This window comes from Trichlorobacter sp., assembly GCF_030247655.1.
Taxonomy (GTDB): domain Bacteria; phylum Desulfobacterota; class Desulfuromonadia; order Geobacterales; family Pseudopelobacteraceae; genus Trichlorobacter.
Window position 1 is genome coordinate 1 of sequence record NZ_JAOTRZ010000029.1, and the last position, 23,968, is coordinate 23,968.

The window sequence follows — 23,968 nt, forward strand, 5'->3', positions numbered from 1 at the left end:
ATATAATTTATTATGAATAGATAGCTTGGTTGATTTGAAGGGAGATTATTGAGGCATGTATGACCTGTCTGCCCTACTGGATAACCTACACTCCGTAGTGAGCAAAGGCCTTGACCACCTTGCCATCAGGCCCAAAGTGAAAGACCTCGGCAGCCAGCCGGTCCAGCGCACCACGATAATAGAGCGTAATACTGTTTACCCCGGCAAGAACGGTAAGCAGCTCAAACTGCAGGTCCGGCAACAATTGTAGGGCCTGGCTCCAGTAGGCGCCCACCGCCTGTTTGCCCTGCAGCATACCGGATGGTTCCCCCACAATCTGGGCGATTACCGGTGAGTGCATCTCAAAATCGTCGGCATAGTGGCTAAGTACCTGCTCCAGATCGTGGCTGTTCCAGGCCTCTATCCATTCATTGGCAAAGCTGTGTGCAAATGCCTGATCAATCATGGTCTGCCTCCGTTGCTTGGCTGGATAATTCCCTTCAGCTTCAACGCCTCCATCACCATCTGCTGACGGTAGGCGCCTTCTGCTGGTTTGGTTATAGCCATGTTCAGGGCAAAAAACCAGACATCTGTGCCGGTCTCAAGGCAGCCCACATACCAGCCGATTTGCGGCGTCTCCTTTTCTCCGTAACCGGCCCAGCCGGTCTTGGCGTACAGGCGGTAACCGGGTTTTTCCTCCATCAGCATGATGCTGCTCAATGCGTCATAGGATGCGGCCTTAAACGGCAGTTCATGCTTGTAGAGTTTTTTCAAAAACGCAATCTGCTGTTGGGCGCTGATCCGCAAATCACCGGACAACCAGAAGGTGGTCAGCTCCGGGCCGGGGTTGGCATTGCCGTAGTCGATCTTTTTCAGCCACTGCTGATACGCTGTTGTGCCGATCCGCTGCGCCAGTTGCTGATAACACCAGACGCAGGAGTTTTTGAAGGCACTGGCCAGGGTCTGATTCTTGTTGCAGGCCGACACCCCTTTGTCTTTACCATCCCAGGTAAAAGTCCCCTGCGGCATGATAGCCCCTGTTTCCAGCGCAATCAGGGTATTGGGAATTTTGAAAGTGGAGGCAGGCAGCAGCGATTGTGCTGCCCTTGCTTCGTTATGGACATAGCTGCGGGAACCGTCACGGTTTGTCAGCACAAGGGTGCCCGATACCGCACGGGCACTGAACAGCCCGGCAAGTTCGGCATCCTCTGCCCTGACAGGTGTTACATCACAAATCAGCAACAACAGCACAAAGTACAGGTTTACTCGATACATAGGGCCATATCCTTGGTTGACAGCGTGTATGGCGAACTACTTTAACATCCACGATGCCTTGGTTTCCAGCCGTTTGCCATCTTCAAGAGTGGCCTGAGTCAAGCTGCCTGCTTCAGCCTGGATGCAGATGAAGTACAGATCCTCATCCCCGGCCTTCCAGCCCCGCTCTCCTTCAGGTGCCACCCGTACCAGACTGCCTTCCTGGATCGGGAATTCATCACCATCCACGTAGAACATGCCGCTGCCCCGCAGCACAATGTACAGCTCTTCGTTCTTCTTATGACTGTGGATGAACGGCATATATTTACCGGCTGGCAGACGGTTGAGGGATACCTCGCAGCCGGTCAGACCCAGTTCTTTGCCGATAAAGTATTTCCCGTGAAAGCCCATAAAATCTTTATTGAGCAGTTCTTCAAAAGGCCCGATATGTTCTGCACTGTAGTTTTTCGCCGTGGTTGTCATCGCATGTTCCTTTCAACTGCAGATTGGTTTGAGCAGTGCAGCCGGTACGTTCGCCTCACAGGGGATCTTGACCTGGCACAGGCCGCAGGGAGTGGCCCCGGTGCCATAGTTTGCGGTTGCATAGGGGGTGGTTGTCTCACGGATGTAGCTAAAACAGGCCTGTTTATCATGGCCTGCAGCGGTTGTAATGGCATCAACCGGACACCGTTTGGCACAGGCGCCGCAGGTGCCCTTGGCATACCAGAGACACCAGGCGTGATGGTCATCACCGTACACTCGCGTGGTAACCGGCAGGTTAATGCGCGCAACCACCGAACCGAAGCGGACAGCCTTGCCCCAGCGGGTGATCAGGGCATCTGAAAGGCCAAAGGTACCGTGACCGGCCACAAAGGCAACATGCCGCTCTGACCAGTTGGAGGCCAGCCCGAAACGCTCTGACTGGCGGTAGGCGAAGCCGGGCAAACGCTCCGGTGCCACTGCAGGATGCCCGGCCTGCGTGAGTGCATCTGCCAGATGCAGACGCAGGGCACAGTTGAACTCTTCGCCATAAAAGCGTGAACGGGCCCAACGTTCTGCCGGTACAGTGGTTTCCAAACGCTGATCAGCACGGGTTTTCGGTGTCTGCGGTAAGAGATAGCTGATCACCCGCAGCTCTTCAGCAGCTGCCGGAGCTTCTGGAAATGCCAGGGCATAGGCCTCTTGCGGGGTCCAGAGGAAAGGGCCGATCAGCTCTTTGACGCGCAGAAACAACGGGTCGTCTCCCCGTGCTATCGCCACCTGTGGTTCTAGCCAGGCCTTTTCAGTGGTTGCAAGGTGCAGGCTGTTGCTGGGGTCAGAGGCCCAGAAGCTGCGAATGATGTTTTCGATGTGCATGACAAAATCCATAGATTCCCCTCACTGCCTAGCTGACCGAGAAACGAAGGATTACCATGTTCCGTAATGCACAAATTCGCTGAGCGGCTTGCGGGGCGGGCCGCCTTTTGCCTCTCCAGCAGGGTAACCCAGCGGAAACAGGCCGACGATTCTGATCTGTGCCGGGATTCCCAGCAGGCTTTTAAGTTGTTCCTCGTCGAACACCCCTACAAAGACGCTGCCCAGCCCCAGGTCATGGGCAGCCAGCATCAGGTTCTGGCTGGCAATGCCCAGGTCAGCCATGTAATACTGCTCGCCGCGCAGGTCGCCGGACTGCTGCGGGTCAGCACAGGCCACCAGCACGATTGGCGCCTGGCCCAGCCCCTTCTGGGCCGGGTTGGTCTTGTAACCGTAGGTGGCAAAGAATGATTCCACAAACGACAGCTCGCTGATTCTGGTGCGCACCGCCTGATCCTGCACCACCACCAGGCTCCAGCACTGCTTGTTTGACCAGGAGGGGGCCTGTTGCACCGCCTCCAGCACGGCCTGCAGCTTTTCCGGCTCAACCGGTTGATCGGAAAACTTGCGGATACTTCTGCGGGTCTTGATCGCTTCCAGGGTCTCCATACACTGCCTCCTTAACGATGAGGTGTCTTACATTAAGTGCTTGCAGCAACAGCTAGCAGGTCACAAACCGTCGTGCCACTGCCTCGGCCTGCTGCAAGATATGGTCAGGCACGGCATCCACAGAACCGGGGCCGATACCGCAGGCCCGGACCAGGGTGATCTCGTTGAAGCCCATCCATTTCAGGAACTGCTCATAGCGGGGGTAGACATCCGCAAAAAGTGCCTCGTCAGGGTGGCCCTGGGTCAGAATTAAGACCAGTTTCTTGGGAGAAAGACGGCTGGGTTGAGGATTCGTCAGATAATCCGGCACAAGATATGAGTAGGTGCGATCGATAAACCCTTTCAACTGAGCCGTGATATCGCCGTAGTAGACCGGTGTGGCCAGAACCACAGCATCCGCGTCCTGCACGACTGCCAGAACCTCTGTCAGGCCATCGTTTAACACGCACTCTTCATGCCCTTTTTTACAGGCATAGCAGGCCTGACAACCGCGATAGGTCAGACGGTTCAGTTCAAAAGTCTGGGTTTCAGCCCCCAGCTCTGCGGCTGTTTGCATAATACGATTGGCAATGGTGGCGCTGTTGCCGTTGGTGCGGGGACTGCCCAGCAGACTGACAATCTTCATGGTATTCCTCCAATATGTAGTGAGAGTTCTACGGCAGCGAAATAACCGTACGCCCCCGTATAGTGCCCTGCAGAATGGCCTGCAGCTTTTTTTCAAGATCATCCAGCGTTACCTCGTTTGCAACGGTTGCCAGATGCTCCGGGCGCCATGCTCCGCTAAGGCGTTCCCAGACCTGCAGCCGTGGCTCCATCGGGCAGTTAACTGAATCAATGCCGATCAGGCTGACACCGCGCAAGATAAAGGGGTAGATGTTCATGACCAGATCTGTTGAGCCAACCAGGCCGCAACAGGTTGCCGCACCACCGTAGCGGGTTGATTTCAGCGCTGCCACCAGCATCTCGCCACCAACCACATCCACCACACCCGCCCAGCGCTCTTTCAGCATAGGACGATCAGCCCCTTCGATGAGCTGTTCCCGGGAGATCACCTCTGACGCCCCCAAGGTGTGCAGATAGGCTTCATCGTTATTCTTACCGGTGGCTGCCACCACCCGATAGCCCGCCCTGGCAAGGATGGAAACCGCAATACTGCCCACTCCGCCGGTGGCTCCGGTAACCAGCACATCGCCAGTGCCGGGCTTGACACCGGCCTGCTCCAGTTTCAGCACTGACAGTGCTGCCGTGAACCCGGCAGTACCGATTATCATGCTTTCACGCAGATCAAGGCTGGCAGGTAATGGAACCGCCCATTCTGAAGGTATGCGGATACACCCACCCCAGCCGCCATCGGTCTCCATTCCCAGATCATAACCGGTGATCAGCACCTGCTGACCCGGTGCAAATTTGCCGCTTGCACATGAAATCACCTCGCCGGCCGCATCAATCCCCGGTGTATGGGGAAACTGACGGGTAACGCCGGGATGTCCGGTGGCTGACAGGGCGTCCTTGTAGTTAAGCGAGGAGTAGCGCACCCGCACCAGCAGATCGCCGGGAGGCAGCTCTGCGATGGTTCGCTCCTGAATAGCCCGCGTGAACTGTTTGTCTTCACCTTTTGTTACAACCAGGGCCTTGAAGGTTGCATGTACGTCCATAACTATACTCCTCCTTGTTAAACTAGACCGGTCGTCTAGTTTTTGGCTAAATTTTTTTAGCGCAGGGTTACCTTAAACAGCACCTCGATAAAATCCTGCAGCGGTTGCGGTGACTTCATCACCTTGGCCCGCAGGATCGCCCCTTCCCAGCCGGACAGGACAAAAGAGGCCAATGCCTCGGCTTCAAGGCGGCTGTCCAGCTCTTTCGCAACCTGGGCTTCCCGTAGACAACCGGCAAACAGGCAGCGCCAGTCGTTAAAGATCTCATCCAGACGGGCACGGAACCGTTCGTTCTGGTCAGCCATCTCCTGCCCCAGATTGCCGATCAGACAGCCTTTGCTGCACTGGTTGAGGCTGAAACGCTGCAGCGAACCTTCCAGCAGTTTCCTGATACGGGCTAGTGGAGACAAGGCCGTATCCTGCAGCAGCGCGGTCATCCGCTGGCTGTAGTAGTCGGCAAAAACATCCATCACCGCCAGACCAAACTCTTCCTTGCTCCTGAAATAGTGGTAGAACGAGCCTTTGGGAACTCCGGCCTCCTTCAGTACCATATCAATACCGGTAGCGTTGTAGCCCTGACGGGAGATCAGTTCAGTACCTATTTTGATGATTTCGCTGCGGGTGTCTTTCTTTTCCATGGGGCAAAACTAGACTGGTCGGTCTAGCAAGTCAAGCGGTTTTTGTGGCCTGCGGTATAGGGAGCGTGTGCGTTATCACCACCACTATTCAACCGACCTTCTCTCCTGCCGATAAGTATACTTATGGAGCAACTGGAGGTCGGCTGCATGGAACTCTCATCCCTGCTTACACAGTACAATCTGCCACTTACCAACACTGAGCGTGCGTTCTTCAGTGGCCTGAAGCCCGGTGGCATCTCACGTAGTGATGAGTATTATGAACAGCAGATCAAGCGACTGGCAGAGACACGGGAAGCCCTGAAGCAGCTGCCGGATAAAAAGAGTTCTGATCGACAGAATAGATCTGAAAAAGCCAGGATGTTGAAAGAACGGCTGAAGATGCTGAAGCAGATGATCCCGTTTATGAGCGCAGCAGCAGCAAAATCCCTTAAGGCAGAACTAAAGCAGATTGCAGCGCAGATCGCTTCGCTTAGCGACAGCAGCGGAAACGCTGGCCTCTCCACTTCAGGTAGTGGTGTTGAGGCTGCTGCCACCTCAAACGCCACCTCAAACGCCACCGCAAACGCGGTCACCGCTTCTGCAACGCAGGCCGAGGCAGCCACGGTAGAAGCTGCAGCGGAAAAAAGCGATACTGAACAACAGTCTAAAGCAGACGGTGAGCCTGCCGAAGCAACGGATAAGGATGCTACTGCTACAGAAAACAGCGTCGTTGAACAGGCTAATCAAAGTAAAGCAGACAGTGCTGCTGATCGTGCGGAAAAAGAAGAGCTGGAAAAACTAAAGCAGCTGTTTCAATCCGTAAAACAGATGCTTGAGCGCAAACTGCAGAAACCCAACGACCCCGCCACTCAGACCGCATTGCAGATGCAGGCATATCAGGCAGCCGAAGAAGCCATCAGAGAGGCTCGTGTCAGTATTAAGGGCTAACCCCGCTAGCCATCCTGACACCTTACATTCCGTAAAAATGCAGCAAACATACCTCGCTATTCACCCCATACACCAATTTTTGCCTGATTTTTTCAGGCAGTTGCGGTAACGTAGCGCCGCGTTGTAATCAGCCCTCTGACTATCGGGCAATCCATGACACGCGGGGAGAACAGATGCAGACCATTGAAGCCCTGATAGCTACCTTGTCCAATTTTGTCTGGGGACCGCCAATATTGGCACTGCTGGTTGGCACCGGACTGTACCTGACGATTGTCCTGCGTGGTGTGCAGTTTCGCGCACTGCCCCATGCCTTTCGGCTGATCTGGCAGAAGGAACATGCCGCTGACGGCGACATCAGCCACTTTGCGGCCTTGATGACAGCCCTTGCAGCAACGGTGGGGATCGGCAACATCGTAGGTGTGGCAACCGCCATATCACTGGGCGGGCCGGGGGCGGTGTTCTGGATGTGGATGACCGGACTGGTGGGGATGGCCACCAAATATGCCGAGGCGGTACTGGCGGTCAAGTACCGTGAAAAAGGGCCCAACGGCATGCGGGGCGGCCCGATGTACTATCTGAGCAAGGGGGCAAATCTACCCCGCCTGGGCTGGCTGTTTGCTGTATTTACCGCCCTTGCAACCTTTGGCATTGGCAACATGACCCAGGCAAATGCCGTTGCCACCATTTTTAAATCCACCTTTAATGTAGAGACCTGGATCACCGGCCTGGTACTGATGCTGATAACCGGCCTGGTTATCCTGGGCGGGATCAAATCCATCGGCAAGGCCACCTCAATACTGGTGCCGTTCATGATCATCTGCTATGTGGCTGGCGGCCTGATGGTGCTGGCACTGAGTCTGGATAAAATCCCCCATGCCCTGGGCCTGATTTTTCAGGGTGCCTTCAGTCCTGCTGCCGCTGGAGGCGGGTTTGCCGGTTCTGCTATTGCGGCAGCCATGCGCTTTGGTATTGCCCGAGGGGTGTTCTCCAATGAATCCGGCATGGGATCAGCACCCATAGCTGCGGCAGCGGCCCGCACCCATGATCCGGTCAAACAGGCTTTGGTCAGCATGACCCAGACTTTTATTGATACCCTGGTGGTCTGCACCATGACCGCACTGGTAATCCTGACCGGCACCGCCTGGCTTGACAAGGTTCCGGCCGGCCAGTTGACCAGCGCCAGCTTCGGTGCTGTACTGGGCCAACCAGGTATTATCCTCGTGGCGATAGCAACGGCCCTTTTTGCCGGTTCAACCCTGATCGGCTGGAACTACTACGGTGAAAAAGCGATTGAGTACCTGCTGGGACCAAAATCCATCAAGCCGTACCGGGTGGTCTTTGTCTGCGTAGTGCTGGTGGGCTCCATGATGAAACTGGAGTTTGTCTGGAATTTCTCGGACCTGATGAACGGCATGATGATCATTCCCAACACCATTGGCCTGTTGATACTCTCAAAGATAGTTAAGGAAGAAACCATCCGCTACTTTAAATGGAAGCCCTGAAAACTGGCTTTATGTTACGCACTATTCCCCCGCAACTCCCTGCGGTAGCGGGTCGATCCGCCGGTGGTGGTGCAGGTAACTGCCGGACAAACGGGCACGAAACAGGCCGCTGTTGTTTAGCAGCATCAGCTGCTCACGATCCACCGCCGCCACCCGCGCCACCTGCTCATGTGAGTATCCCTGTAGTGCCAGCAGGCCGTCAAACCATGGGCTCCAGCCCAGTTTTTCAATAGTTACTTTTTGATTTGGCATCTGGTTATCTTCCGTTCAGTTTGCTACATCTGCATTCTGGCAGACTTTCCCGGTGGTACCCCAACTCCATAGGACACATCTCAAACAAGGCGCTCAGGCCCTGGTAGCCCGGTTCAAAGACAACATTTATACTCCTGAAATTACAAAACCTCCAGTGTGGCAGGCTATCCAGCAGCAGTCGTTTGATAGCTCTGTGCAGCATATATCAATCTATGTAACCGGCTTTCACTTGTAGACAGTCATAATTGCGCTATAAAGAATAGATCGTATCAGCTCTATTTGAGGGAGAAGACCATGACCAGAACAAAGCACCACCTTTTCATGCTGTTGCTCGGCTCGTTGCTGAGTATCTCTGCAACAGGCTGCAGCATGCCGGTTCTGAAGCAGGATATTCCGGTATCGACCAACCCGGTCGGTGCCAAGATTTACGCCGACGGCCAGTTTGCCGGTGTGACCCCGGCTCGGGTATCCCTTGAACGGAACCGCAGCCATATCCTGACGCTGGTCAAAGAGAACTACCGTCAGGCGGATGTGGTCATTACAAATCAGTATCAAAAGGAACGGGTCTATTTCAAGGCGATCCAGTCCGGCATCAACTCAGGTCTATTCTTCAAAAATGCCTCAATGGGGATGGGCAGCGGCATGAACTCCATCTCAAACCAGGAGGCGACCGGCGAGGCTTATATTCTCACACCTCCGGCAGTTACTGTCAGCCTGATGCCGTTGTCCGGCTCAGGCGTAATTGCTCCGGCACCAACTGACGCAGCAACCTACTCCGAATCTGGCAGCAGTGGTTCCATGTCACAGGGCGAAATGGCCAAGGAACTGCTCAAGATGGGAGCCGGTGCGGCCCTTTCGCAAACAGCACCGATCGGGAAAGAGAGCTCTTCAACCTCGTCACGAAACTATGTCACCTCCGACGGCACCCGCGTACAGGAAAAGACCACCACCTCGGTCGGTGTCAAGGTCAACCCGGCCGGTCTGATTTGTGTCCTTGACACCCTTTTTCACTAACTTTCCGTATCAGCAAGAACATCTGACAACCGACAGAGGGAGACCCCTATGAAAGCATATTTCACCGTACTATTATCCGGCATGCTTCTGCTTATCGGCACAACCGCCTCCTTTGCCATTGAACTTGCTGCACTGGACCGGGTCAGCGTGCTGATGCCCAAGGCAGAAGTAATAGCTATTATGGGGGCGCCTGACAAGGTGACCGACCTGGAAGGACTTGCCGTTGAGCTGTACCAGATACACGACGCAGCCCCCCTGCTGAGTGTCGGGCTGTTCTATGAGCATGAGCGCGCCCTGGCAGGCAATACGCTGATTTTCAAGGGAAACACGGCGGCAGCAACGCTGGCCAGACTGAAGCAACACGGCTTCAGGACGCTGGAAGAAAAAGGCGACTACCTGCGTCTGGAAGGGAAGGACGATGATACGGGCCGCCCCGTGATTGTCACAATCAGCCGTCTCGAAGATCTGACCATGGTCACAACCTTTGAAAAGACTTTTTACGAGCAGCGGAGCAATCGCTAAGCCTCCCGTTCCCTGCTCCCCCGAAACTCCCTGCAGTAGCGGGTCGGCGAGGTATTCAGCACCTTGTTGAACCGCTGCCGCAGAACCAAGAACTGATTCTGTCTGCTATATACAGTCGATCAGCCTGCGTATGTCATCAGGTTAGTACATCCGCAAACCATCATGATCTGGATGGAGTAAAATATGAGCTATACGGCATTGGAAGGACTGTTGCTGGGCAAAAAAGGGGCGGTGCTGGAGTATCCCTTTGGCCCTGATGCAGCAGTGTTCAAGGTGGCTGGCAAGATGTTTGCCCTGGTGGCCTGGCAGGAAGAGCCGCTGCGGATAACGCTAAAATCTGATCCAGCAGAGGCGGATGAACTGCGCCGCATGTTCAGCGCCATACAGCCGGGCTACTACATGAACAAGAATCACTGGAACACGGTGACACTTGATGGATCAGTGCCGCAGGAGTTGCTGCTGACCATGATTGAGGCATCCTACCGGCTGGTGCTGAAGGGGCTGCGCAAGGCAGAACGGGAAGCGCTGGCGTAGCAGTTCCCAATTGAATCAAAATAGAATGTCAGCTATTGTCAGTTGCGCAATGCACGCTTGGCATTACCTGCCAGCAAATTGCACATTTTGTAACCGTCTTAAATCCTGCTGATGAGGAGAAATGAACGCCTATGCATCCATCAGACGCAGTAAAGTTATTATTTGGCGAGGCTACTGATCTGCGGCGGGTAACGGCTGCCGAGGTAAAATCGGCCTTCCGTCGACGGGTGCGTGCCTTCCACCCGGATTCATCCCAAAGTGTGGCGCAGCACTGCGGCGAGGCGGTCAGTTCGCTCGTATCAGCGCGGGACGCCCTGATCGCGCACCTTGAATCAGCCCAGAAAAAATCTGCCGGACCAGCGCAAGCCAAACCCTCAAACCCCTTTGCCGGTTATAGCCGTCCTACAATCGTCAAGCCGGTACGTCCGGTTGTGGAAAAACTCTCCAAGAAAGAGCATGAACGGTACTACACCGGCGTGTTCCCTACGTATAAGTTGAAATTTGGTCAGTTTTTGTACTTTGCCACCGAGATATCCTGGCAGGATCTGGTGCGCGGCATGCGCTGGCAGCGGGACCAACGGCCGCCCTACGGGGAGATCGCCAAGGCCTGGGGCTGGTTGACCGACAAGGATATCCAGATTGTCCGTGCAGCAACTGATATCCCCGGCGTGTTCGGAGAAAAAGCGGTCTCACTGGGGATGCTGACACCCAAACAGGCTGCCTTTCTGGTCAGACACCAGCACCACAGCCAGCCACGGCTGGGCGAATATTTTGTAAAGGAACGAATCCTGCTCCCCCACGAAGTTAACCAGCATCTGAAGGCAATGCAACGGCACAATACCAGTATTGACCGTGGTACCGGTCCGGTGCCGCCCTTTCATCCGGCCGGATATGTCCGGTAGTTCTGATCTTGCCTGCACCTGCAGGGGAGTCGCATGCTTGTACAAACGCTTGAAATTTTTCTGATTGCGATTACCGCCGGGGTATTCGGTTCCATGCTGGGGCTGGGGGGCGGCATCATTATCGTGCCGGTTCTGACGCTGCTGTTTAATGTGCCGATGCAGACCGCGGTTGCCGCCTCAACGGTTTCGATCATCGCCACTTCCACCGGCGCGGCAGTGGCTTTTCTGCAGGACCGCCTGACCAATACCCGTGTTGCCATCTGGCTGGAGATGGGCACCTCCACCGGCGCGCTCAGCGGCGCATTGATTGCCGGATATCTTGAGCAGCGCTTCCTGTACATCCTGTTTGGTCTGCTGTTGGCTTATTCCGGCTATAACATGTTCAAAACCCGCAAGAACGAACTGCCGGAAGGGGTGCTGCCGGACCGGCTTTCACAAAAACTGCAACTGCAAGGTTCCTATACCGACCGCCAACTGGGCAAAAAGATCGACTATCAGGTAACCGGCACTATTCCCGGCCTGATTGTTATGTACTTTTCCGGCATTGCAGCAGGCCTGCTGGGGATCGGGGCCGGTATCTTCAAGGTTCCGGCCATGGACCAGATCATGCGGATACCGTTTAAGGCCTCCACCGCCACCTCAAACTTCATGATCGGCGTCACTGCCGCCTCCGGGGCGGTGGTCTATTTTGCCCGCGGCGATGTCAAACCGATGATCGCCGGACCGGTGGTGCTGGGTGTTCTACTGGGCGCTATCCTGGGGGCCATACTGATGGTCCGGCTCAAATCCTCCACCATCCGCAAGCTGTTTATTCCGATCATCATCTACACCGCCTTTGAAATGATCTACCGGGGGCTGAAATGAGTACACACGAACCTGATATTCATCCCGCTTCACCCCACGAGCCGATTGAGATCACTCTGGCCCGCCTGCTGCGGATCGGCTCATTTATTGCGGCGGTGCTGATTGCAGCCGGTATCGGCACCATGCTGCTGGGTAAAGAGGCTGCGGCTACCCGCCTGATTACCGCCGGTCTGCTGGCACTGCTGGCAACACCGATTATGCGAGTTATTGCCGCCGGACTAATCTTTATCAGGGAAAAGGACTGGCGCTTTGCCTGCTTCTGTCTGGTGGTGATCTGCTCCCTGGCCGCCGGGATCTATCTGGGGCAGACCCATGGCTAGCTCTACGCAAAACAGAAAGGAACATCCGATGTACCATCAGATCCTCAGCATACTGATCCTGTTGCTGTTGTGCGTAGCCTCCCCGGTGTCTGCTGCTACTCCAGCAGAACTGTCTTCGGCAGTAACTACCAACTATCGGGTCACCATTCCAGGATTTCTGGGCAATTACAAGGCCATTGGAGATGTGCTGACCCCCCGGCGGGAAGGGTTGCGGGTAGACCGCCCCAGCAAGATGTTCAAACCGAACCAGATTAAGAACCATCAATTGATTGCGGCTGGTGGCGGTGATCTCTCCCTTGGTGCTGTTCACAACGGCGCACTGAAGCCGGGGGAACGGCTGTACCTGTATGGCGTCAGTACCGGCGACAACTACCTGCAGCTTGATCTGCACACGGTTGCCAGCTACGTGGTACCCGGCATGCGCGGGCCACAGGCACTGCAGGCATCGGTCCGTTTTCAGTACGATTCCAGGCTGGCCGACATATCTGCCCAACAACTGCTTGATGATATTGATGCATGGTTTGCCACTGAAGAAGAGACCCGCGTTGCTGCAAGACCACGCCAGACTGCCAAGGCAACCCGTACCATCAAGCTTGGCCAGACCCTGGAAGAGGTGACTGCAGCCTTTGGCGCACCGCAAAAGCAGATCCTGCTGGGGGCAAAGACTCTCTTCCTCTACTGTGATGCTGATCTGAAGGTGGTGTTTATAAACGGCAAGGTTGTTGACGCCGAGTAACCTCGCCACCCTCAGTTGCAGAGCCCCAAGGCGCGCCATAGTGGTTACAGATAGTTGGACACCTCAATCAGGTTGCCGTCCGGGTCACGGAAATAGACTGAACTGATCGGCCCCACGGCACCGGTCCGCTGAATCGGCCCTTCCTCAATCACCACCCCGCATGCTTTCAGGTGCTGCATGATCTCACCAAGCGGCCTGTTACTGATCAGGCAGATGTCCTGACACCCCGGCGCCGGTGCCTTGGCCTTGGGTTCAAATTCGTTGCCGTACTGATGCAGATTGATCTTCTACATCCCGAAGCAGAGAGCTTTGCGTCCGGCCCCAAAGGCCTCCATCCGCATCCCCAGCACCTGCTGATAGAAACTGCAGGTTGCCTCAATGTCTGCCACCGTAAAGACAAGGTGATCAATCCGGTCAATCATGGGACACCTCCCGTTGTTTAGTATTGATCAAATCATCAGCTTGGGCGCATATATTGTCAATCTTGATAGCGCAATCAATATGTTGTGAGGTGCAGGATGCCCCGCTATTATTCAGCCCAGGAAGCCAGCAAGAAGCTTGGTGTTTCCAGAAATACGCTCTATGCCTATGTCAGCAGGGGGCTGATCCGTTCCGAACCGGTCAGCCCCGGCCATCGTTCCAGCCGCTACCATGCCCTTGATGTTGACCGGCTGGCCACCAGAAGCGGTCTGCACAAGGCACCGGTGCAGGCCCTGCAGGGCGCTACTGATTGGGGCGCGCCCATCATGGAGTCGGCAATTACCCTGATCGGTGATGAGACCTTCTACTACCGGGGTCAGGCAGTTCCGCACCTGGCAGAGACAGGAAGCTTTGAACAGACCATGGCGCTTTTGTGGGATCTGCCTGATACGCCCCTGCCGCAGCCGGAACCGGGGTTGCAAAAGATCATTGAAACTGCTGTAAAAGGCATGCCAGCAGAGGCCCAAATCGACCAGTTTCTTACGCTGCTAGCCCTGCTGAACCAACAGGATGCTGCTGCGTTCCGCTTTACCCCCCAGACAACCATAGGCGCAGGTGTTTTGATGACCGCAGCTTTCCTGCGGGTTATCACCGGGCACTGGCCGCACGGCCCGGTTGCTGAACATCTGACAGCAGCATGGCAGCGTGATAGCGCTGCTCAAGCGCTGATTAACAGCACCCTGATCCTGACAGCCGACCATGAACTGAACCTTGCATCCTTCACTGCCCGTTGTGCTGCTTCTGCCGGTTGTTCACCCTATGCAGCTGTGGCAGCAGCCACCCATACCTTTTTCGGACGGCGCCACGGCGGCAACACCGAACGGATTCGCGGGCTACTGCATGAGGCAGACGGGCGCGGCAGCCTGTACGAGGCCATTGCATCACGGATCAAACGGGGCGATCCGGTCCCCGGCTTTGGCCATCGGCTCTACAACCGCGATCCCCGGGCCTCCTTTTTACTGTCGCGTCTGCCTGATCAAAGCGGCTATATCACACAGGCCCTTACAGCCTCAGACGAGTTGATGGCAGGGGCCTACCCCACCATTGACCTTGCCGTGATCATGCTGGAAAAAGAGCTGGCCCTGCCGGAGCAGGCCGGTACGCATCTGTTTTATCTGGGCAGGCTGAGCGGTTTGACCGCGCATATCCTGGAACAGTACAACCAGAACCGGCCGATCAGGCCGCGAGCGAGGTATGTTGGCGTGGTACCAAACCGGGAAAATGAATCGCGTGATAACCATGACAGAACCTGAGAAACAGATACCAACATCCGGTTCGTTAGCCCGTCCGCTGGTGCTTTTCCTGTTTGGCCGGATGGGCTCATCCATTGCCTTTCAGATGCTGGGGGTAGCGGTGGGTTGGCAGATGTACGCGATTACCAGCAGTGCCTGGTACCTGGGTCTGGTGGGGCTGGCCCAGTTTCTGCCAATGGTACTGCTGACCCTGATGGCAGGTCAGGTTGCTGACCACTATGACCGCCGCACCATTGCCCGCACCTGCCAGTTTGTCGAGGCCCTGGCAGCCGCAGCACTGGCAGTTGGCGGGTACTACAACCTGCTTGATAAAGAGGTCCTGCTGGCCATCATGGTTGTGATCGGCAGCGCACGGGCCTTTGAATACCCCCCCATGCACGCTCTGGTGCCGCGTCTGGTACCCCGAGAGCACCTGCCCCGCGCCCTGGCCCTGTCTGCCTCAGCCAACCAGACCGCCACCATTGTGGGCCCGGCCGTTGGGGGCATCCTTTATGCTACCGGAGTCACCACGGTCTACAGCACCATTGGCCTGCTGTTTCTGGCAGCCTGCATCCTGATCTCCTGCATCCGGCCTGCACCTGAAACCACCAGACCGGAAGCCGTTGCAGACCGCTCCCTGTTTGCCGGTATCTCCTTTATCAAACAGCACCCGGTGGTACTGGGCGCCATCTCCCTTGATCTGTTTGCCGTTCTGCTGGGTGGCGCTACCGCGCTCTTGCCGATCTATGCCCGCGATATCCTGATCACCGGCCCGTGGGGCTTAGGGCTGCTGCGCTCGGCACCGGCCATCGGTGCCCTGGGCATGTCGCTCTGGCTGGCCCGCAGACCGCTGCAACGCCGGGTTGGCCGGATCATGTTCCGCTCTGTTGCGGTATTTGGCGTTGCCACCCTTGTGTTTGCGGTTTCCCGGATGTTCTGGCTTTCTTTGGCAGCCCTGGTGGTGCTGGGTGCAGCAGATGTGATCAGTGTGGTGATCCGTTCATCCCTGGTTCAGATGGAAACCCCGGACGAGATGCGCGGCCGGGTCAGCGCGGTCAACTCGCTTTTTATCGGCACCTCAAACCAGCTTGGGGAGTTTGAATCCGGCGCCACGGCTGCCCTGTTCGGCACAGTACCTTCGGTGCTGATCGGCGGCATCGGTACCCTGCTGGTGGTGGCACTCTGGATACGGCTGTTTCCGCAACTGGCGCAGGTTGACAGTCTGGGAAAACAATAGCGGCGCGAGGATCAAGCGGATGTTTACTGATTTTAAAGCGCAGGCCCCTGGTTTTTGATTTTTGAGATTTTACAAATGGTTATGGCCAAACTGGGGTATAAGAAGAAAACAGTCAGGACTAAGTTAAATCTTCACGAACAAGGACATTGTCATGAAAGAATACGGGATACATACTTCACCTCCTGAACAGAACTCATTTATAAAAAGTTTTCTTCGGGTTTTTGTTTCCCTGTTCATCGCACTTGCCATTGTAATGAGCCTGTTCATGCTGATTGACGTGCGTAGCCAGCGCGCCATTCTATTCAGCAATGAGCAGAATTTGATCAACCTGGTTAATCAGGCAGTCCGTGATGACCTTAGGATTGTCAATTCTGACCTGTTCTATCTGGCAAACCTCCCCCAACTAAAAGAGTATCTCGATGCTGGCGGAACTCCGTCCGCCCTCCTGAAAGAAAATTTTCTTCTATTTTCAAAACATCGCAAAATCTATGATCAGATCCGCTTTCTTGACAATAATGGCATGGAGGTCATCCGGATCAATTTTAATGGACAAACTCCGGTTGAGGTTTCAGCTAACCAGCTACAATCCAAAGCCACGCGCTACTATTTTAAAGACACATTGCGACTTGAACGAGGGGATGTATATGTTTCTCCGTTTGACTTGAACGTTGAAAACAACAGACTTGAATCACCTCTGAAGCCGATGATTCGATTCGGCACCCCGGTTTTCGACAGCCAAGGGCGCAAACGTGGCGTTATTGTGCTCAATTTTCTGGGTAACGAGTTGCTGTCAACGCTGGGAAAATATTCCAGCAAGGATGGATCACAGATATTATTATTGAATTCAGATGGTTACTGGTTAAAAGGGCTTCGCACCGAAGATGAATGGGGCTTTATGTTTGCTGACCGCAAAGGGGCAACCATGGTCAAACAGTTCCCCTCTGCATGGCAAGCCTGCAACCAATCTCAAACTGGCCAGATCCTGACCGACAGTGGCCTGTTTACCTTTTCCACCATCTACCCTCTCAAAACGGGACAGACGTCAAGCACAGGAACGGCCTCAGTAATCGGCGAAAGCGAGAGAATGCTGAACGCAGATGCATATGCCTGGAAACTGGTAAGTTTTGTGTCATCAGGGATTGTTCAGACAAAGCTGTACGGACTGCGAAAGGTAATGGTGATTGTTTCAACCATTATGGTAGCGCTGTTGCTTGTGCTCGCCTACCAGATCGCAAAAAACTCGCTTCAGCGGGAGAAGACAGCCGAACTGATCTATTCAATGGCATATCGCGATACGCTAACCGATCTGCCAAACCGGCGACTCTTTGAAGACCGTCTGCACCAGGCACTAGCGTTAGCAGAGCGAGCTGGCAGTAAAGTGGCAGTTCTGTTTGCCGATCTGGATCGTTTTAAAGCGGTGAACGACACCCTTGGGCACGAAGCAGGAGACCAACTGTTACGGCAAGTTGCAGGGCGACTGGCAGAAGTCGTACGAAAATCAGATACGGTTGCACGGCTTGGAGGAGACGAATTTGTCCTCCTGCTGTGTAATGTCGCCACGCACCACGATGTAGACGCCATAGCCGGAAAAATTGTCCAGGCAATCTCGGCGCCGTTTGTATTGGGGGATCAAGCTGCCGAAGTCAGCGCCAGCGTCGGCATAGCGATCTACCCGGATGATTGCACCACTGCTGATGCCTTGGTCAAATCCGCGGATAAGGCGCTCTATAGCGCCAAACAAGCTGGGCGAAACCGCTTTATCAGGTATGCGAATAGTTCGGGCCAATGACATCCCGGCTGCTTTGTGCTACCAGCGCCTGTCGGTTGACGACAGTGGTCCTCCCTGTTGTCTGCGTGGTCTGAATGCGGTCTGGCTGGATGGATTTGGCTGGTGCCGGTAAAAGGGGGGATCCATGAGTAGTAACGACCAACCAACCCGCTGCGCCTGGGTCAGTGACGACCAGCTCTACCGCGACTACCACGACCACGAATGGGGTGTACCTGTCCACGACGACCGGCTGTTGTTTGAGTTTCTGACGTTGGAGGGTGCCCAGGCCGGGCTGTCATGGATCACGGTGCTGCGCAAACGGGAATCCTACCGTGCTGCCTTTAGCGGGTTTGATCCTGCTGTGGTAGCCTGTTTTGATGAGCAGAAGCAGGCAGCACTACTGCTGGACCCCGGCATTATCCGTAACCGCCTGAAGGTGGCATCAACCATCACCAATGCCCGCGCCTTTCTGCAGGTTCAGGAAGAGTTTGGCTCCTTTGCTACCTATCTGTGGCGTTTTGTGGAGGGCAGGCCGATCCAGAATACCTGGCGCAACATCAAGGAGGTACCTGCCAGCACTCCGATATCTGATGCCCTCAGCCGTGACCTGAAGAAACGGGGCTTCCGCTTTGTGGGCAGCACCATCTGCTATGCCATGATGCAGGCGGTGGGGATGGTGAATGACCACACGGTTGACTGCTTCAGATGGCAGGAGCTGCAGCACAGGTGACTAAAATCTGCAGCCCGTCCTTCTGATTTCATGTAGAATACTTTGCAGACAAGACATCACAAGCCTCCTTGGAGTGACTCCCATGGTTGATCAAAAATATCGTCCGGTCCATGTGGCCTGCATCAATCCTGATAAATTCCCGCAGGTGGCCCTGTACATGCAAAGCGGCACCAATCTGGTGCTGTATAAGCCAGCAGATCGCCCTATCAGCAGGGCTGACCTGCAACGTTTGAACAACAATCAGGTGGAGCATCTGTATATAGGTTCCGGCAGCATTAGGGAGGTCTGCGACTTTCTTGAGGAGAGCATCTCAGAGATCCTTGCCTCAGACACCATCTCCGGTCCGGTAAAGGGTCAGCTACTTTCCCAGGTTGCCATGAATTACGTGATGGATGTCTTTGAAATGCCGGACAAGCTTTCAAATCTGGATCGCTGTCGCAATCTGATCCGTCAGTTGATGCAGTATATTACCGCCAATCAAAATCCGCTTGAAGCCCTGCATTCCATTGTTAACCATGATTTTTATACCTTTGCCCATAGCGTGCATGTTGCCTCACTCTCGCTGCTGGTGCATGCCGAGATTTTCGGTCTGTCTCCTGACGAGCTTGAGGATGTGGGGATTGGCGGTATCCTGCATGATGTGGGGATGATCTTTGTCCCCAGCGGTATTCTAGAAAAGACCGATATTCTGACCAATTTTGAATACAATCTGATCAAGAAGCACGCAGAGCGTGGCTACGAATGCCTGCGGGATCTGGGTGGCTTCAGCGAGATCAGTCTGGCAGCGGTCCGCTACCACCACGAACGAAATAACGGCGAAGGCTATCCCTTCCAGCTGGCAGGGGATGAAATTCCACGAACCGCCCAGGTGACCGCAATTTGCGATGTGTTCAGCGCCCTGACCTCAAACCGGGCCTACAAGAAAGCAATGGCAAAGGATGAGGCGTTGTCATTGATGGAAAGTGTTGGCAAGGATGTCTTCAGCCCCCGCCTGCTGGAAAAATTCAAGTCTGTCATTCTTCCTGAAGGAGCCTGATGTCTTCATCCTTTAGTACACTGCGCTGGCGCCTGTTTTTTACCCTGGCCCTGATGTATATCCTGGTCTATTTCTACCGGGTTTCACTGGCTGTGGTTTCTGCCGATGTCAGCCGTGATCTGTCGCTAACCCCGGAACAGCTGGGCACCCTGGCCGGTATCCTGTTTTACGTCTATGCCGTGGCCCAGATCCCGCTGGGACCGATGATTGACCGGATCGGTCCCCGGTTGGTAATCTCCGGCTGCGGCCTGTTAACTACCCTTGGCGGACTGCTGTTTTCCCAGGCCGGATCGCTGCAAGCAGCCATGGCAGGCCGGGTGTTGATCGGTATCGGCACGGCATCGGTGTTAATGGCCACCTTCACCATCTTCAGTCACTGGTACACCAAGCAGGAGTTTGGCAAGGTCTCTGGCCTGATGGTGGCGGCCGGTAATCTGGGCAATCTGGCTGGAACCGCTCCACTGGCCTTTGCCGTGGGCTTTATGGGGTGGCGTTCGTCATTCCTGGTAATTGCCCTGCTGCAGGGGCTGGTAACCATACTTATCTTCCTGAAGGTACAGGACCGCCCGACCTGTCCGCCTGTAACAGAGCCCTCTGAGCAGTTGGAAAGGCCGGGCATGCTGGCTGCCTGGAAAACCATCGCCCAAGACCGCTCCTTCTGGCTGCTGGCTGCCGTCGCCTTTTGCTGGTACGGCAACTACCTGGCGGTGCAGGGGTTGTGGGGCGGACCGTTCTTGATGCAGGTGATCGGCTTGTCGCGGGAAGGGGCAGGCGAGATGCTGATGTGGACCTCGGTGGGGTTTATCATCGGCTCAATGTTGACCGACCGGATCGCCCGCACCCTGTTTCATTCCTACAGCCGTACCCTGCTGGCTGGCCAGCTCTGCCTTGCAGCGCTCATGTCCGGCTTTCTGGGCTGGCTAGCGCTACTGCCACTCTGGACGCTGCCGCTCTATTTTCTGGGAATCGGGCTGACGGTCTCAACCGGTGTGATGATCTATCCGATCATTCGCGCCAGCGTGCCGGTAGCCATGGTGGGGACCGGTCTTACATCACTAAATTTCTTTGTGCTGATGGGGGCGGCCGTTGCCCAGCAGGGGATGGGAGTAATCATTGCCCGTTGCGGCGGTTACAGCACTGAGGGGTTTCGGGCCGCTTTCAGCCTGCCGGTGGCTGGCCTGCTGCTGGCAAGCCTGCTGTTTCTGTTTGCCCGCAACTGCCCGGCAGGAGAGTAACCGCTGCATAACACTTCGACAGCAGCTGATAGAACATGCTAAAAACAGACTATGAAACAACGCCTCACAGTTAACCATATCCCCCGCCTGCTGAAGCTGGCAGGCCCGATGATCCTGTCCACCTCAGCAATCACGCTAATGCAGATCATTGACACCATCGTGCTCTCCTACGATTCAAGCCAGGCCCTTGCTGCAATCGGTCCATCCAGCATGGCGGTGATTCTGTTTCAGGGTTTTCTGTTCGGCACTGCCGGGTATGCCGGTACCTTTGTGGCTCACAACCATGGGCATGGTAACCCCCAGGGGGTTGTCTCATCAGCCTGGCTCGGTATCTACACCGCCCTGGCCTCAGGAATTGTGGCCTTGCTGGCTGCCTGGCCGCTGGCACAACTGTTTCTTCTGACCGGCCATGAACCGCAGGTGGCCCGGGACGAACAGACCTATTTCTGGATCTGTATGGCCGGATCATTCTTTCCGGTGTTTGGCAGTGCCCTGGCTGGCTGGCTTTCAGGCATCGGCCGCCCGGCGCTGGTCACTGTTGTTACCTTTATCTCCCTTGTATTCAATGCGCTGTTAACATGGGGCCTGGTGCTGGGTGAATGGGGCCTGCCCCGGATGGGTATTGGCGGTGCCGCACTGGCAACCGTAATCGCCCAATCGGTAGCGGCCCTGCTGTATGCCTTCCTGTTTGCACGATCAGGAGGATTCAGGAATTCTGTTGCCCGCCGCCTTGACCGGGTGGAGTTTAGACGTTTTCTGTCCCTGGCTGCACCAATGGGACTGCGGATCAGTGGTGAGCTGGCAGCCTGGACCCTGTTTCTGGTGATAGTGGGGCGGCTCGGCATTGTAGAGCTGGCAGCATCAAGTATCGCCTTCAGGATTAACGGCATAGCCTTCTTTCCTGCCCTTGGGCTGGGTCAGGCTGCCGGTATTCTGGTGGGACACGCTCGCGGCGCTGGCAGAGATGATGAAGTACCGGCCATTGCCTGGCAATCGCTGGCGGTCTGTGAGGTCTGGATGCTGCTAATGGCCACGCTGTTTGCCACGGCAGCAGGGCCGCTCTATTCTGTCTTTGCGGGTAACAGTCCTGAAACGGCCGGAATTATTGCCACCGGCACACTACTGATGAAGTTTGTGGCTGTTTACTGCATCTTTGATGCAGCCAATGTCATGATCGGCTGCGTACTGGCTTCGGCAGGGGAGACCCGCTGGATAGCCCGTACCTTTTTGATCGCAACGAGCATCTTTGTGGCGCTGCTCTTGCTGATTGATCGCAACATGCCCGGACTGGTGGCTGAATGGACCCTGGCAACCGGTTTTGTGTTTTGTACGGCAGTAGTCTGGCTGCTGCGTTTTAGAACCGGACACTGGAGAAAGATACAGATTGTGCGCAACCCGGCTATCATATAAAAACGTTGCTGCCATTGCTTAATTCAAGTCCTTTGGTAGAATTTGATCTGTAGCCAGTCTTACGCAAAGGAGAAGAGAACCATGAAAAAACTGGTATCGGTTGTACTGATGCTGTCCTGTTGCCTGCTGATGATTACGGTCATTGCTGTTGCCGATGAGAATGGTTGCACCAAGACCCGTTCATTGCCGGTTAAGTCCGGTAAACTGTACAAGGATTACTATGGCAGTGCCGTCACCAGCGACAAATCCATCCTGCACGGCTTTCGCTGGGGCATCACCAATCCAAAACCACAGAGCATGGCCTATTTTGGCGGCACCATGAAGGCAACCGGCTCTTTTGCCAGTTTCCGCGCTAAAATCTATATTGATGACGGGATCAAGGCGCCCATGGAGTTTTCCTTTAAAAATAAGGACCGCAATGGTGAGGTGCTGAAATCTGTCACGGTTGAACCTGGTGAGACCGTTGATGTGAAGTTTGATACCGGTGGCAGCAAACAGATCTTTGTGCAGAGCGAGCTGCGGATCAACCATGACACGGCCAAGCGGATTGTGATCGGTGAACCTGAATTTTATAGCTGCATAACAAAGTAATTTTGTCTGCTCAAGCTGCCTGTCACGGTTGCATAACCGTGCCAGGCAGCTTTTTCATGGTTGCAAATTCTGCTGATTCCAGCTAAGTCCTACCTGTGACACCCAATTACCGCTACCTGAAAGAGCCCGATGTCCAAACAATTTATCGCAGAACTGAAAGATAGAGATGTTGTTGATTCCCCGTTTATGGTCAAGGAAAAGACCATGGCAATGGCCAAGAACGGCAAGCCGTACATGAACCTGAAGTTCATGGACAAGAGCGGTGAGATTGACGGCAAGCTATGGGACAACGTGGACGAGCTGGACAAGGCCTTTCAGAAGGGTGATTTCGTCAAGATTCGCGGTACTGCCTCGCTCTACATGGGCAAGATGCAGCTGGTGGCCAAAGAGATCAAACGACTGGAAGAAGAAGGTGTTGACCTGGCTGATTTTGTGCCGGTCTCGCCCGTACCCCAAGCAGAAATGCGGGCTGAGCTGGCCAGTGTGGTGGCATCACTGACCAACCCCTACCTGAAGGCGCTGATGGATGGCTTCTGCGGTGATGCTGAATTTATGGCAGGCTACTGCAAGGCCCCGGCTGCCAAGGGGATGCACCATGTCTATATAGGCGGGCTTTTAGAGCATTCCCTGTCAGTAGTCCGGCTGGTTGACGCCATCGTGCCGCTCTACCCAGGTCTGAACCGTGATCTGCTGGTGGTTGGTGCGCTGCTGCATGATCTGGGTAAAGTGGCAGAGCTTTCCTACGACCGCGCCTTTGAGTACACCGACGAAGGCCGCCTGATCGGCCATATCAGCATCGGTGTAGAGATGTTGACTGAACGGATTGCCACGGTTTCCGGCTTCCCCCGCGAGCTGGCGATGCTGCTGAAACACCTGCTGCTCTCCCACCACGGCCAGTACGATTACGGCTCCCCCAAACGGCCCAAGACGGTGGAGGCCACTATCCTGCATTACCTGGATGACATGGATTCCAAGATCAACGGCATCCGCTCCCACATTGCCAAGGAAACTGCCCAGGGCAACCGCTGGACCAGCCACCACCGGCTGTATAACCTCTACTTTTTTACCGGCAACGGCATGGATACTAACGGCGAAGAGGAAATGGTTGCCCTGTCTGAACCACGGGCCGAGGCTGCACCGGAAGAGGCCACGCCTGCTGAAAAAGAAAAGCCGAAACCGGCCAGAGAC

30 protein-coding genes are annotated in these 23,968 nt (G+C 55.2%); 19 read left to right on the plus strand and 11 right to left on the minus strand.

Translation table 11 applies throughout. The features are described 5' to 3' along the window. Nucleotides 1–85: 85 nt before the first annotated feature. Genes OEL57_RS04305 through OEL57_RS04340 form a run of 8 tightly spaced genes read right to left on the minus strand, consistent with a single transcriptional unit; the run spans nt 86 to nt 5,488 of the window. Nucleotides 86–445, minus strand: a complete 360-nt coding sequence (locus tag OEL57_RS04305; protein ID WP_300737571.1) for a nuclear transport factor 2 family protein — start codon at nt 443–445, stop codon at nt 86–88. After that, nucleotides 442–1,254: a class D beta-lactamase gene (gene blaOXA, locus OEL57_RS04310; RefSeq protein WP_300737574.1), complete on the minus strand. Its 813-nt coding sequence runs from the start codon at nt 1,252–1,254 to the stop codon at nt 442–444. The genes OEL57_RS04305 and blaOXA overlap by 4 nt, the downstream gene beginning before the upstream one ends. 36 nt (nt 1,255–1,290) lie before the next feature. Then, a complete protein-coding gene (locus tag OEL57_RS04315; RefSeq protein WP_300737577.1) occupies nt 1,291–1,716 on the minus strand; it encodes a cupin domain-containing protein in 426 nt (141 codons plus the stop codon). Nucleotides 1,717–1,728: 12 nt separating this feature from the next. Next, on the minus strand, nt 1,729–2,601 hold the full coding sequence (locus OEL57_RS04320; protein WP_300737580.1) for a 4Fe-4S ferredoxin: 873 nt from the start codon (nt 2,599–2,601) through the stop codon (nt 1,729–1,731). A 39-nt stretch (nt 2,602–2,640) separates the two neighbouring features. Beyond that, nucleotides 2,641–3,195 (minus strand): nitroreductase family protein, encoded by a 555-nt coding sequence (locus tag OEL57_RS04325; RefSeq protein ID WP_300737583.1) that lies wholly within the window; start codon nt 3,193–3,195, stop codon nt 2,641–2,643. A 52-nt stretch (nt 3,196–3,247) separates the two neighbouring features. After that, nucleotides 3,248–3,820 carry a flavodoxin family protein gene (locus OEL57_RS04330; RefSeq protein WP_300737587.1) on the minus strand — a complete coding sequence of 191 codons (573 nt, stop codon included), beginning with the start codon at nt 3,818–3,820 and terminating at the stop codon, nt 3,248–3,250. 28 nt (nt 3,821–3,848) lie between these two features. Further along, a complete protein-coding gene (locus tag OEL57_RS04335; RefSeq protein WP_300737590.1) occupies nt 3,849–4,850 on the minus strand; it encodes a YhdH/YhfP family quinone oxidoreductase in 1,002 nt (333 codons plus the stop codon). A 56-nt stretch (nt 4,851–4,906) separates the two neighbouring features. Further along, entirely contained in the window at nt 4,907–5,488 is a 582-nt protein-coding gene (locus OEL57_RS04340) for a TetR/AcrR family transcriptional regulator (RefSeq protein WP_300737593.1), read from the minus strand. A gap of 147 nt (nt 5,489–5,635) precedes the next feature. On the opposite strand from OEL57_RS04340, the gene OEL57_RS04345 reads away from it, so the two are divergent. Both OEL57_RS04345 and OEL57_RS04350 read left to right on the plus strand, forming a co-directional pair. After that, nucleotides 5,636–6,415, plus strand: a complete 780-nt coding sequence (locus OEL57_RS04345; RefSeq protein WP_300737596.1) for a hypothetical protein — start codon at nt 5,636–5,638, stop codon at nt 6,413–6,415. Between the two features lie 173 nt (nt 6,416–6,588). Then, nucleotides 6,589–7,917, plus strand: coding sequence for an alanine/glycine:cation symporter family protein (locus OEL57_RS04350; protein WP_300737599.1), 1,329 nt, complete (start codon nt 6,589–6,591; stop codon nt 7,915–7,917). A gap of 21 nt (nt 7,918–7,938) precedes the next feature. On the opposite strand, the gene OEL57_RS04355 is transcribed toward OEL57_RS04350, so the two are convergent. Next, on the minus strand, nt 7,939–8,169 hold the full coding sequence (locus OEL57_RS04355) for a hypothetical protein (protein ID WP_300737602.1): 231 nt from the start codon (nt 8,167–8,169) through the stop codon (nt 7,939–7,941). Between the two features lie 294 nt (nt 8,170–8,463). On the opposite strand from OEL57_RS04355, the gene OEL57_RS04360 reads away from it, so the two are divergent. From OEL57_RS04360 to OEL57_RS04390, 7 genes are all read left to right on the plus strand, one after another. Further along, nucleotides 8,464–9,183 (plus strand): PEGA domain-containing protein, encoded by a 720-nt coding sequence (locus OEL57_RS04360; protein ID WP_300737604.1) that lies wholly within the window; start codon nt 8,464–8,466, stop codon nt 9,181–9,183. A gap of 48 nt (nt 9,184–9,231) precedes the next feature. Further along, nucleotides 9,232–9,705, plus strand: a complete 474-nt coding sequence (locus tag OEL57_RS04365) for a hypothetical protein (RefSeq protein WP_300737606.1) — start codon at nt 9,232–9,234, stop codon at nt 9,703–9,705. 183 nt (nt 9,706–9,888) lie between these two features. Next, nucleotides 9,889–10,239, plus strand: a complete 351-nt coding sequence (locus OEL57_RS04370) for an MmcQ/YjbR family DNA-binding protein (RefSeq protein WP_300737609.1) — start codon at nt 9,889–9,891, stop codon at nt 10,237–10,239. Nucleotides 10,240–10,370: 131 nt separating this feature from the next. Beyond that, nucleotides 10,371–11,141, plus strand: a complete 771-nt coding sequence (locus tag OEL57_RS04375; protein WP_300737613.1) for a hypothetical protein — start codon at nt 10,371–10,373, stop codon at nt 11,139–11,141. A gap of 33 nt (nt 11,142–11,174) precedes the next feature. Then, nucleotides 11,175–12,005, plus strand: a complete 831-nt coding sequence (locus OEL57_RS04380) for a sulfite exporter TauE/SafE family protein (protein WP_300737616.1) — start codon at nt 11,175–11,177, stop codon at nt 12,003–12,005. Continuing rightward, nucleotides 12,002–12,325, plus strand: a complete 324-nt coding sequence (locus OEL57_RS04385; protein WP_300737620.1) for a DUF1634 domain-containing protein — start codon at nt 12,002–12,004, stop codon at nt 12,323–12,325. Before OEL57_RS04380 ends, OEL57_RS04385 begins: the two co-directional genes overlap by 4 nt. Nucleotides 12,326–12,353: 28 nt before the next feature. Beyond that, nucleotides 12,354–13,061 carry a hypothetical protein gene (locus OEL57_RS04390; RefSeq protein ID WP_300737623.1) on the plus strand — a complete coding sequence of 236 codons (708 nt, stop codon included), beginning with the start codon at nt 12,354–12,356 and terminating at the stop codon, nt 13,059–13,061. A 44-nt stretch (nt 13,062–13,105) separates the two neighbouring features. Here OEL57_RS04390 and OEL57_RS17030 read toward each other — a convergent pair whose 3' ends face one another. Together OEL57_RS17030 and OEL57_RS17035 are read right to left on the minus strand one after the other, a co-directional pair. Beyond that, nucleotides 13,106–13,240: a hypothetical protein gene (locus OEL57_RS17030; protein WP_300737626.1), complete on the minus strand. Its 135-nt coding sequence runs from the start codon at nt 13,238–13,240 to the stop codon at nt 13,106–13,108. Between the two features lie 108 nt (nt 13,241–13,348). Continuing rightward, nucleotides 13,349–13,483, minus strand: coding sequence for a VOC family protein (locus tag OEL57_RS17035; protein WP_300737629.1), 135 nt, complete (start codon nt 13,481–13,483; stop codon nt 13,349–13,351). A 96-nt stretch (nt 13,484–13,579) separates the two neighbouring features. Here OEL57_RS17035 and OEL57_RS04405 point away from each other — a divergent pair, with 96 nt between their 5' ends. The 10 genes from OEL57_RS04405 to OEL57_RS04450 all read left to right on the plus strand — a co-directional run. After that, complete coding sequence (locus OEL57_RS04405; RefSeq protein WP_300737632.1) at nt 13,580–14,794, plus strand: citrate synthase family protein; 1,215 nt, start codon at nt 13,580–13,582, stop codon at nt 14,792–14,794. After that, nucleotides 14,781–16,010 carry an MFS transporter gene (locus tag OEL57_RS04410; RefSeq protein WP_300737635.1) on the plus strand — a complete coding sequence of 410 codons (1,230 nt, stop codon included), beginning with the start codon at nt 14,781–14,783 and terminating at the stop codon, nt 16,008–16,010. The genes OEL57_RS04405 and OEL57_RS04410 overlap by 14 nt, the downstream gene beginning before the upstream one ends. Nucleotides 16,011–16,161: 151 nt before the next feature. Further along, nucleotides 16,162–17,799 (plus strand): diguanylate cyclase domain-containing protein, encoded by a 1,638-nt coding sequence (locus OEL57_RS17040; RefSeq protein ID WP_300737638.1) that lies wholly within the window; start codon nt 16,162–16,164, stop codon nt 17,797–17,799. Beyond that, on the plus strand, nt 17,777–17,911 hold the full coding sequence (locus OEL57_RS04420; RefSeq protein ID WP_300737641.1) for a hypothetical protein: 135 nt from the start codon (nt 17,777–17,779) through the stop codon (nt 17,909–17,911). Before OEL57_RS17040 ends, OEL57_RS04420 begins: the two co-directional genes overlap by 23 nt. Nucleotides 17,912–17,923: 12 nt before the next feature. Next, nucleotides 17,924–18,508, plus strand: a complete 585-nt coding sequence (locus OEL57_RS04425) for a DNA-3-methyladenine glycosylase I (RefSeq protein ID WP_300737644.1) — start codon at nt 17,924–17,926, stop codon at nt 18,506–18,508. Between the two features lie 82 nt (nt 18,509–18,590). Further along, entirely contained in the window at nt 18,591–19,544 is a 954-nt protein-coding gene (locus tag OEL57_RS04430; protein WP_300737645.1) for an HD-GYP domain-containing protein, read from the plus strand. Further along, the gene (locus OEL57_RS04435) at nt 19,544–20,779 is read left to right on the plus strand and encodes an MFS transporter (RefSeq protein ID WP_300737648.1); all 1,236 of its coding nucleotides are present in this window, start codon (nt 19,544–19,546) and stop codon (nt 20,777–20,779) included. The genes OEL57_RS04430 and OEL57_RS04435 overlap by 1 nt, the downstream gene beginning before the upstream one ends. 51 nt (nt 20,780–20,830) lie before the next feature. After that, complete coding sequence (locus tag OEL57_RS04440) at nt 20,831–22,189, plus strand: MATE family efflux transporter (protein ID WP_300737651.1); 1,359 nt, start codon at nt 20,831–20,833, stop codon at nt 22,187–22,189. 81 nt (nt 22,190–22,270) lie between these two features. Continuing rightward, nucleotides 22,271–22,780 (plus strand): hypothetical protein, encoded by a 510-nt coding sequence (locus OEL57_RS04445; RefSeq protein ID WP_300737654.1) that lies wholly within the window; start codon nt 22,271–22,273, stop codon nt 22,778–22,780. Nucleotides 22,781–22,909: 129 nt separating this feature from the next. After that, nucleotides 22,910–23,968: 3'-5' exoribonuclease YhaM family protein (locus tag OEL57_RS04450; RefSeq protein ID WP_300737657.1), on the plus strand; the 1,059-nt coding region annotated here is incomplete at its 3' end.

What these genes read in the sequence shown, in the direction of transcription:
- OEL57_RS04420 (WP_300737641.1), top strand. Translation starts at nt 17,777, where the DNA reads ATGCGAATAGTTCGGGCCAATGACATCCCGGCTGCTTTGTGCTACCAG.
- OEL57_RS04370 (WP_300737609.1), top strand. Translation starts at nt 9,889, where the DNA reads ATGAGCTATACGGCATTGGAAGGACTGTTGCTGGGCAAAAAAGGGGCG.
- OEL57_RS04375 (WP_300737613.1), top strand. Translation starts at nt 10,371, where the DNA reads ATGCATCCATCAGACGCAGTAAAGTTATTATTTGGCGAGGCTACTGAT.
- OEL57_RS04325 (WP_300737583.1), bottom strand. Translation starts at nt 3,195, where the DNA reads ATGGAGACCCTGGAAGCGATCAAGACCCGCAGAAGTATCCGCAAGTTT.
- OEL57_RS04440 (WP_300737651.1), top strand. Translation starts at nt 20,831, where the DNA reads ATGAAACAACGCCTCACAGTTAACCATATCCCCCGCCTGCTGAAGCTG.
- OEL57_RS17040 (WP_300737638.1), top strand. Translation starts at nt 16,162, where the DNA reads ATGAAAGAATACGGGATACATACTTCACCTCCTGAACAGAACTCATTT.
- OEL57_RS04425 (WP_300737644.1), top strand. Translation starts at nt 17,924, where the DNA reads ATGAGTAGTAACGACCAACCAACCCGCTGCGCCTGGGTCAGTGACGAC.
- OEL57_RS04385 (WP_300737620.1), top strand. Translation starts at nt 12,002, where the DNA reads ATGAGTACACACGAACCTGATATTCATCCCGCTTCACCCCACGAGCCG.
- OEL57_RS04430 (WP_300737645.1), top strand. Translation starts at nt 18,591, where the DNA reads ATGGTTGATCAAAAATATCGTCCGGTCCATGTGGCCTGCATCAATCCT.
- OEL57_RS04335 (WP_300737590.1), bottom strand. Translation starts at nt 4,850, where the DNA reads ATGGACGTACATGCAACCTTCAAGGCCCTGGTTGTAACAAAAGGTGAA.
- OEL57_RS17035 (WP_300737629.1), bottom strand. Translation starts at nt 13,483, where the DNA reads ATGATTGACCGGATTGATCACCTTGTCTTTACGGTGGCAGACATTGAG.
- OEL57_RS17030 (WP_300737626.1), bottom strand. Translation starts at nt 13,240, where the DNA reads ATGCAGCACCTGAAAGCATGCGGGGTGGTGATTGAGGAAGGGCCGATT.
- OEL57_RS04320 (WP_300737580.1), bottom strand. Translation starts at nt 2,601, where the DNA reads ATGGATTTTGTCATGCACATCGAAAACATCATTCGCAGCTTCTGGGCC.
- OEL57_RS04380 (WP_300737616.1), top strand. Translation starts at nt 11,175, where the DNA reads ATGCTTGTACAAACGCTTGAAATTTTTCTGATTGCGATTACCGCCGGG.
- OEL57_RS04355 (WP_300737602.1), bottom strand. Translation starts at nt 8,169, where the DNA reads ATGCCAAATCAAAAAGTAACTATTGAAAAACTGGGCTGGAGCCCATGG.
- OEL57_RS04365 (WP_300737606.1), top strand. Translation starts at nt 9,232, where the DNA reads ATGAAAGCATATTTCACCGTACTATTATCCGGCATGCTTCTGCTTATC.
- blaOXA (WP_300737574.1), bottom strand. Translation starts at nt 1,254, where the DNA reads ATGTATCGAGTAAACCTGTACTTTGTGCTGTTGTTGCTGATTTGTGAT.
- OEL57_RS04345 (WP_300737596.1), top strand. Translation starts at nt 5,636, where the DNA reads ATGGAACTCTCATCCCTGCTTACACAGTACAATCTGCCACTTACCAAC.
- OEL57_RS04315 (WP_300737577.1), bottom strand. Translation starts at nt 1,716, where the DNA reads ATGACAACCACGGCGAAAAACTACAGTGCAGAACATATCGGGCCTTTT.
- OEL57_RS04410 (WP_300737635.1), top strand. Translation starts at nt 14,781, where the DNA reads ATGACAGAACCTGAGAAACAGATACCAACATCCGGTTCGTTAGCCCGT.
- OEL57_RS04350 (WP_300737599.1), top strand. Translation starts at nt 6,589, where the DNA reads ATGCAGACCATTGAAGCCCTGATAGCTACCTTGTCCAATTTTGTCTGG.
- OEL57_RS04330 (WP_300737587.1), bottom strand. Translation starts at nt 3,820, where the DNA reads ATGAAGATTGTCAGTCTGCTGGGCAGTCCCCGCACCAACGGCAACAGC.
- OEL57_RS04445 (WP_300737654.1), top strand. Translation starts at nt 22,271, where the DNA reads ATGAAAAAACTGGTATCGGTTGTACTGATGCTGTCCTGTTGCCTGCTG.
- OEL57_RS04340 (WP_300737593.1), bottom strand. Translation starts at nt 5,488, where the DNA reads ATGGAAAAGAAAGACACCCGCAGCGAAATCATCAAAATAGGTACTGAA.
- OEL57_RS04405 (WP_300737632.1), top strand. Translation starts at nt 13,580, where the DNA reads ATGCCCCGCTATTATTCAGCCCAGGAAGCCAGCAAGAAGCTTGGTGTT.
- OEL57_RS04435 (WP_300737648.1), top strand. Translation starts at nt 19,544, where the DNA reads ATGTCTTCATCCTTTAGTACACTGCGCTGGCGCCTGTTTTTTACCCTG.
- OEL57_RS04360 (WP_300737604.1), top strand. Translation starts at nt 8,464, where the DNA reads ATGACCAGAACAAAGCACCACCTTTTCATGCTGTTGCTCGGCTCGTTG.
- OEL57_RS04305 (WP_300737571.1), bottom strand. Translation starts at nt 445, where the DNA reads ATGATTGATCAGGCATTTGCACACAGCTTTGCCAATGAATGGATAGAG.
- OEL57_RS04390 (WP_300737623.1), top strand. Translation starts at nt 12,354, where the DNA reads ATGTACCATCAGATCCTCAGCATACTGATCCTGTTGCTGTTGTGCGTA.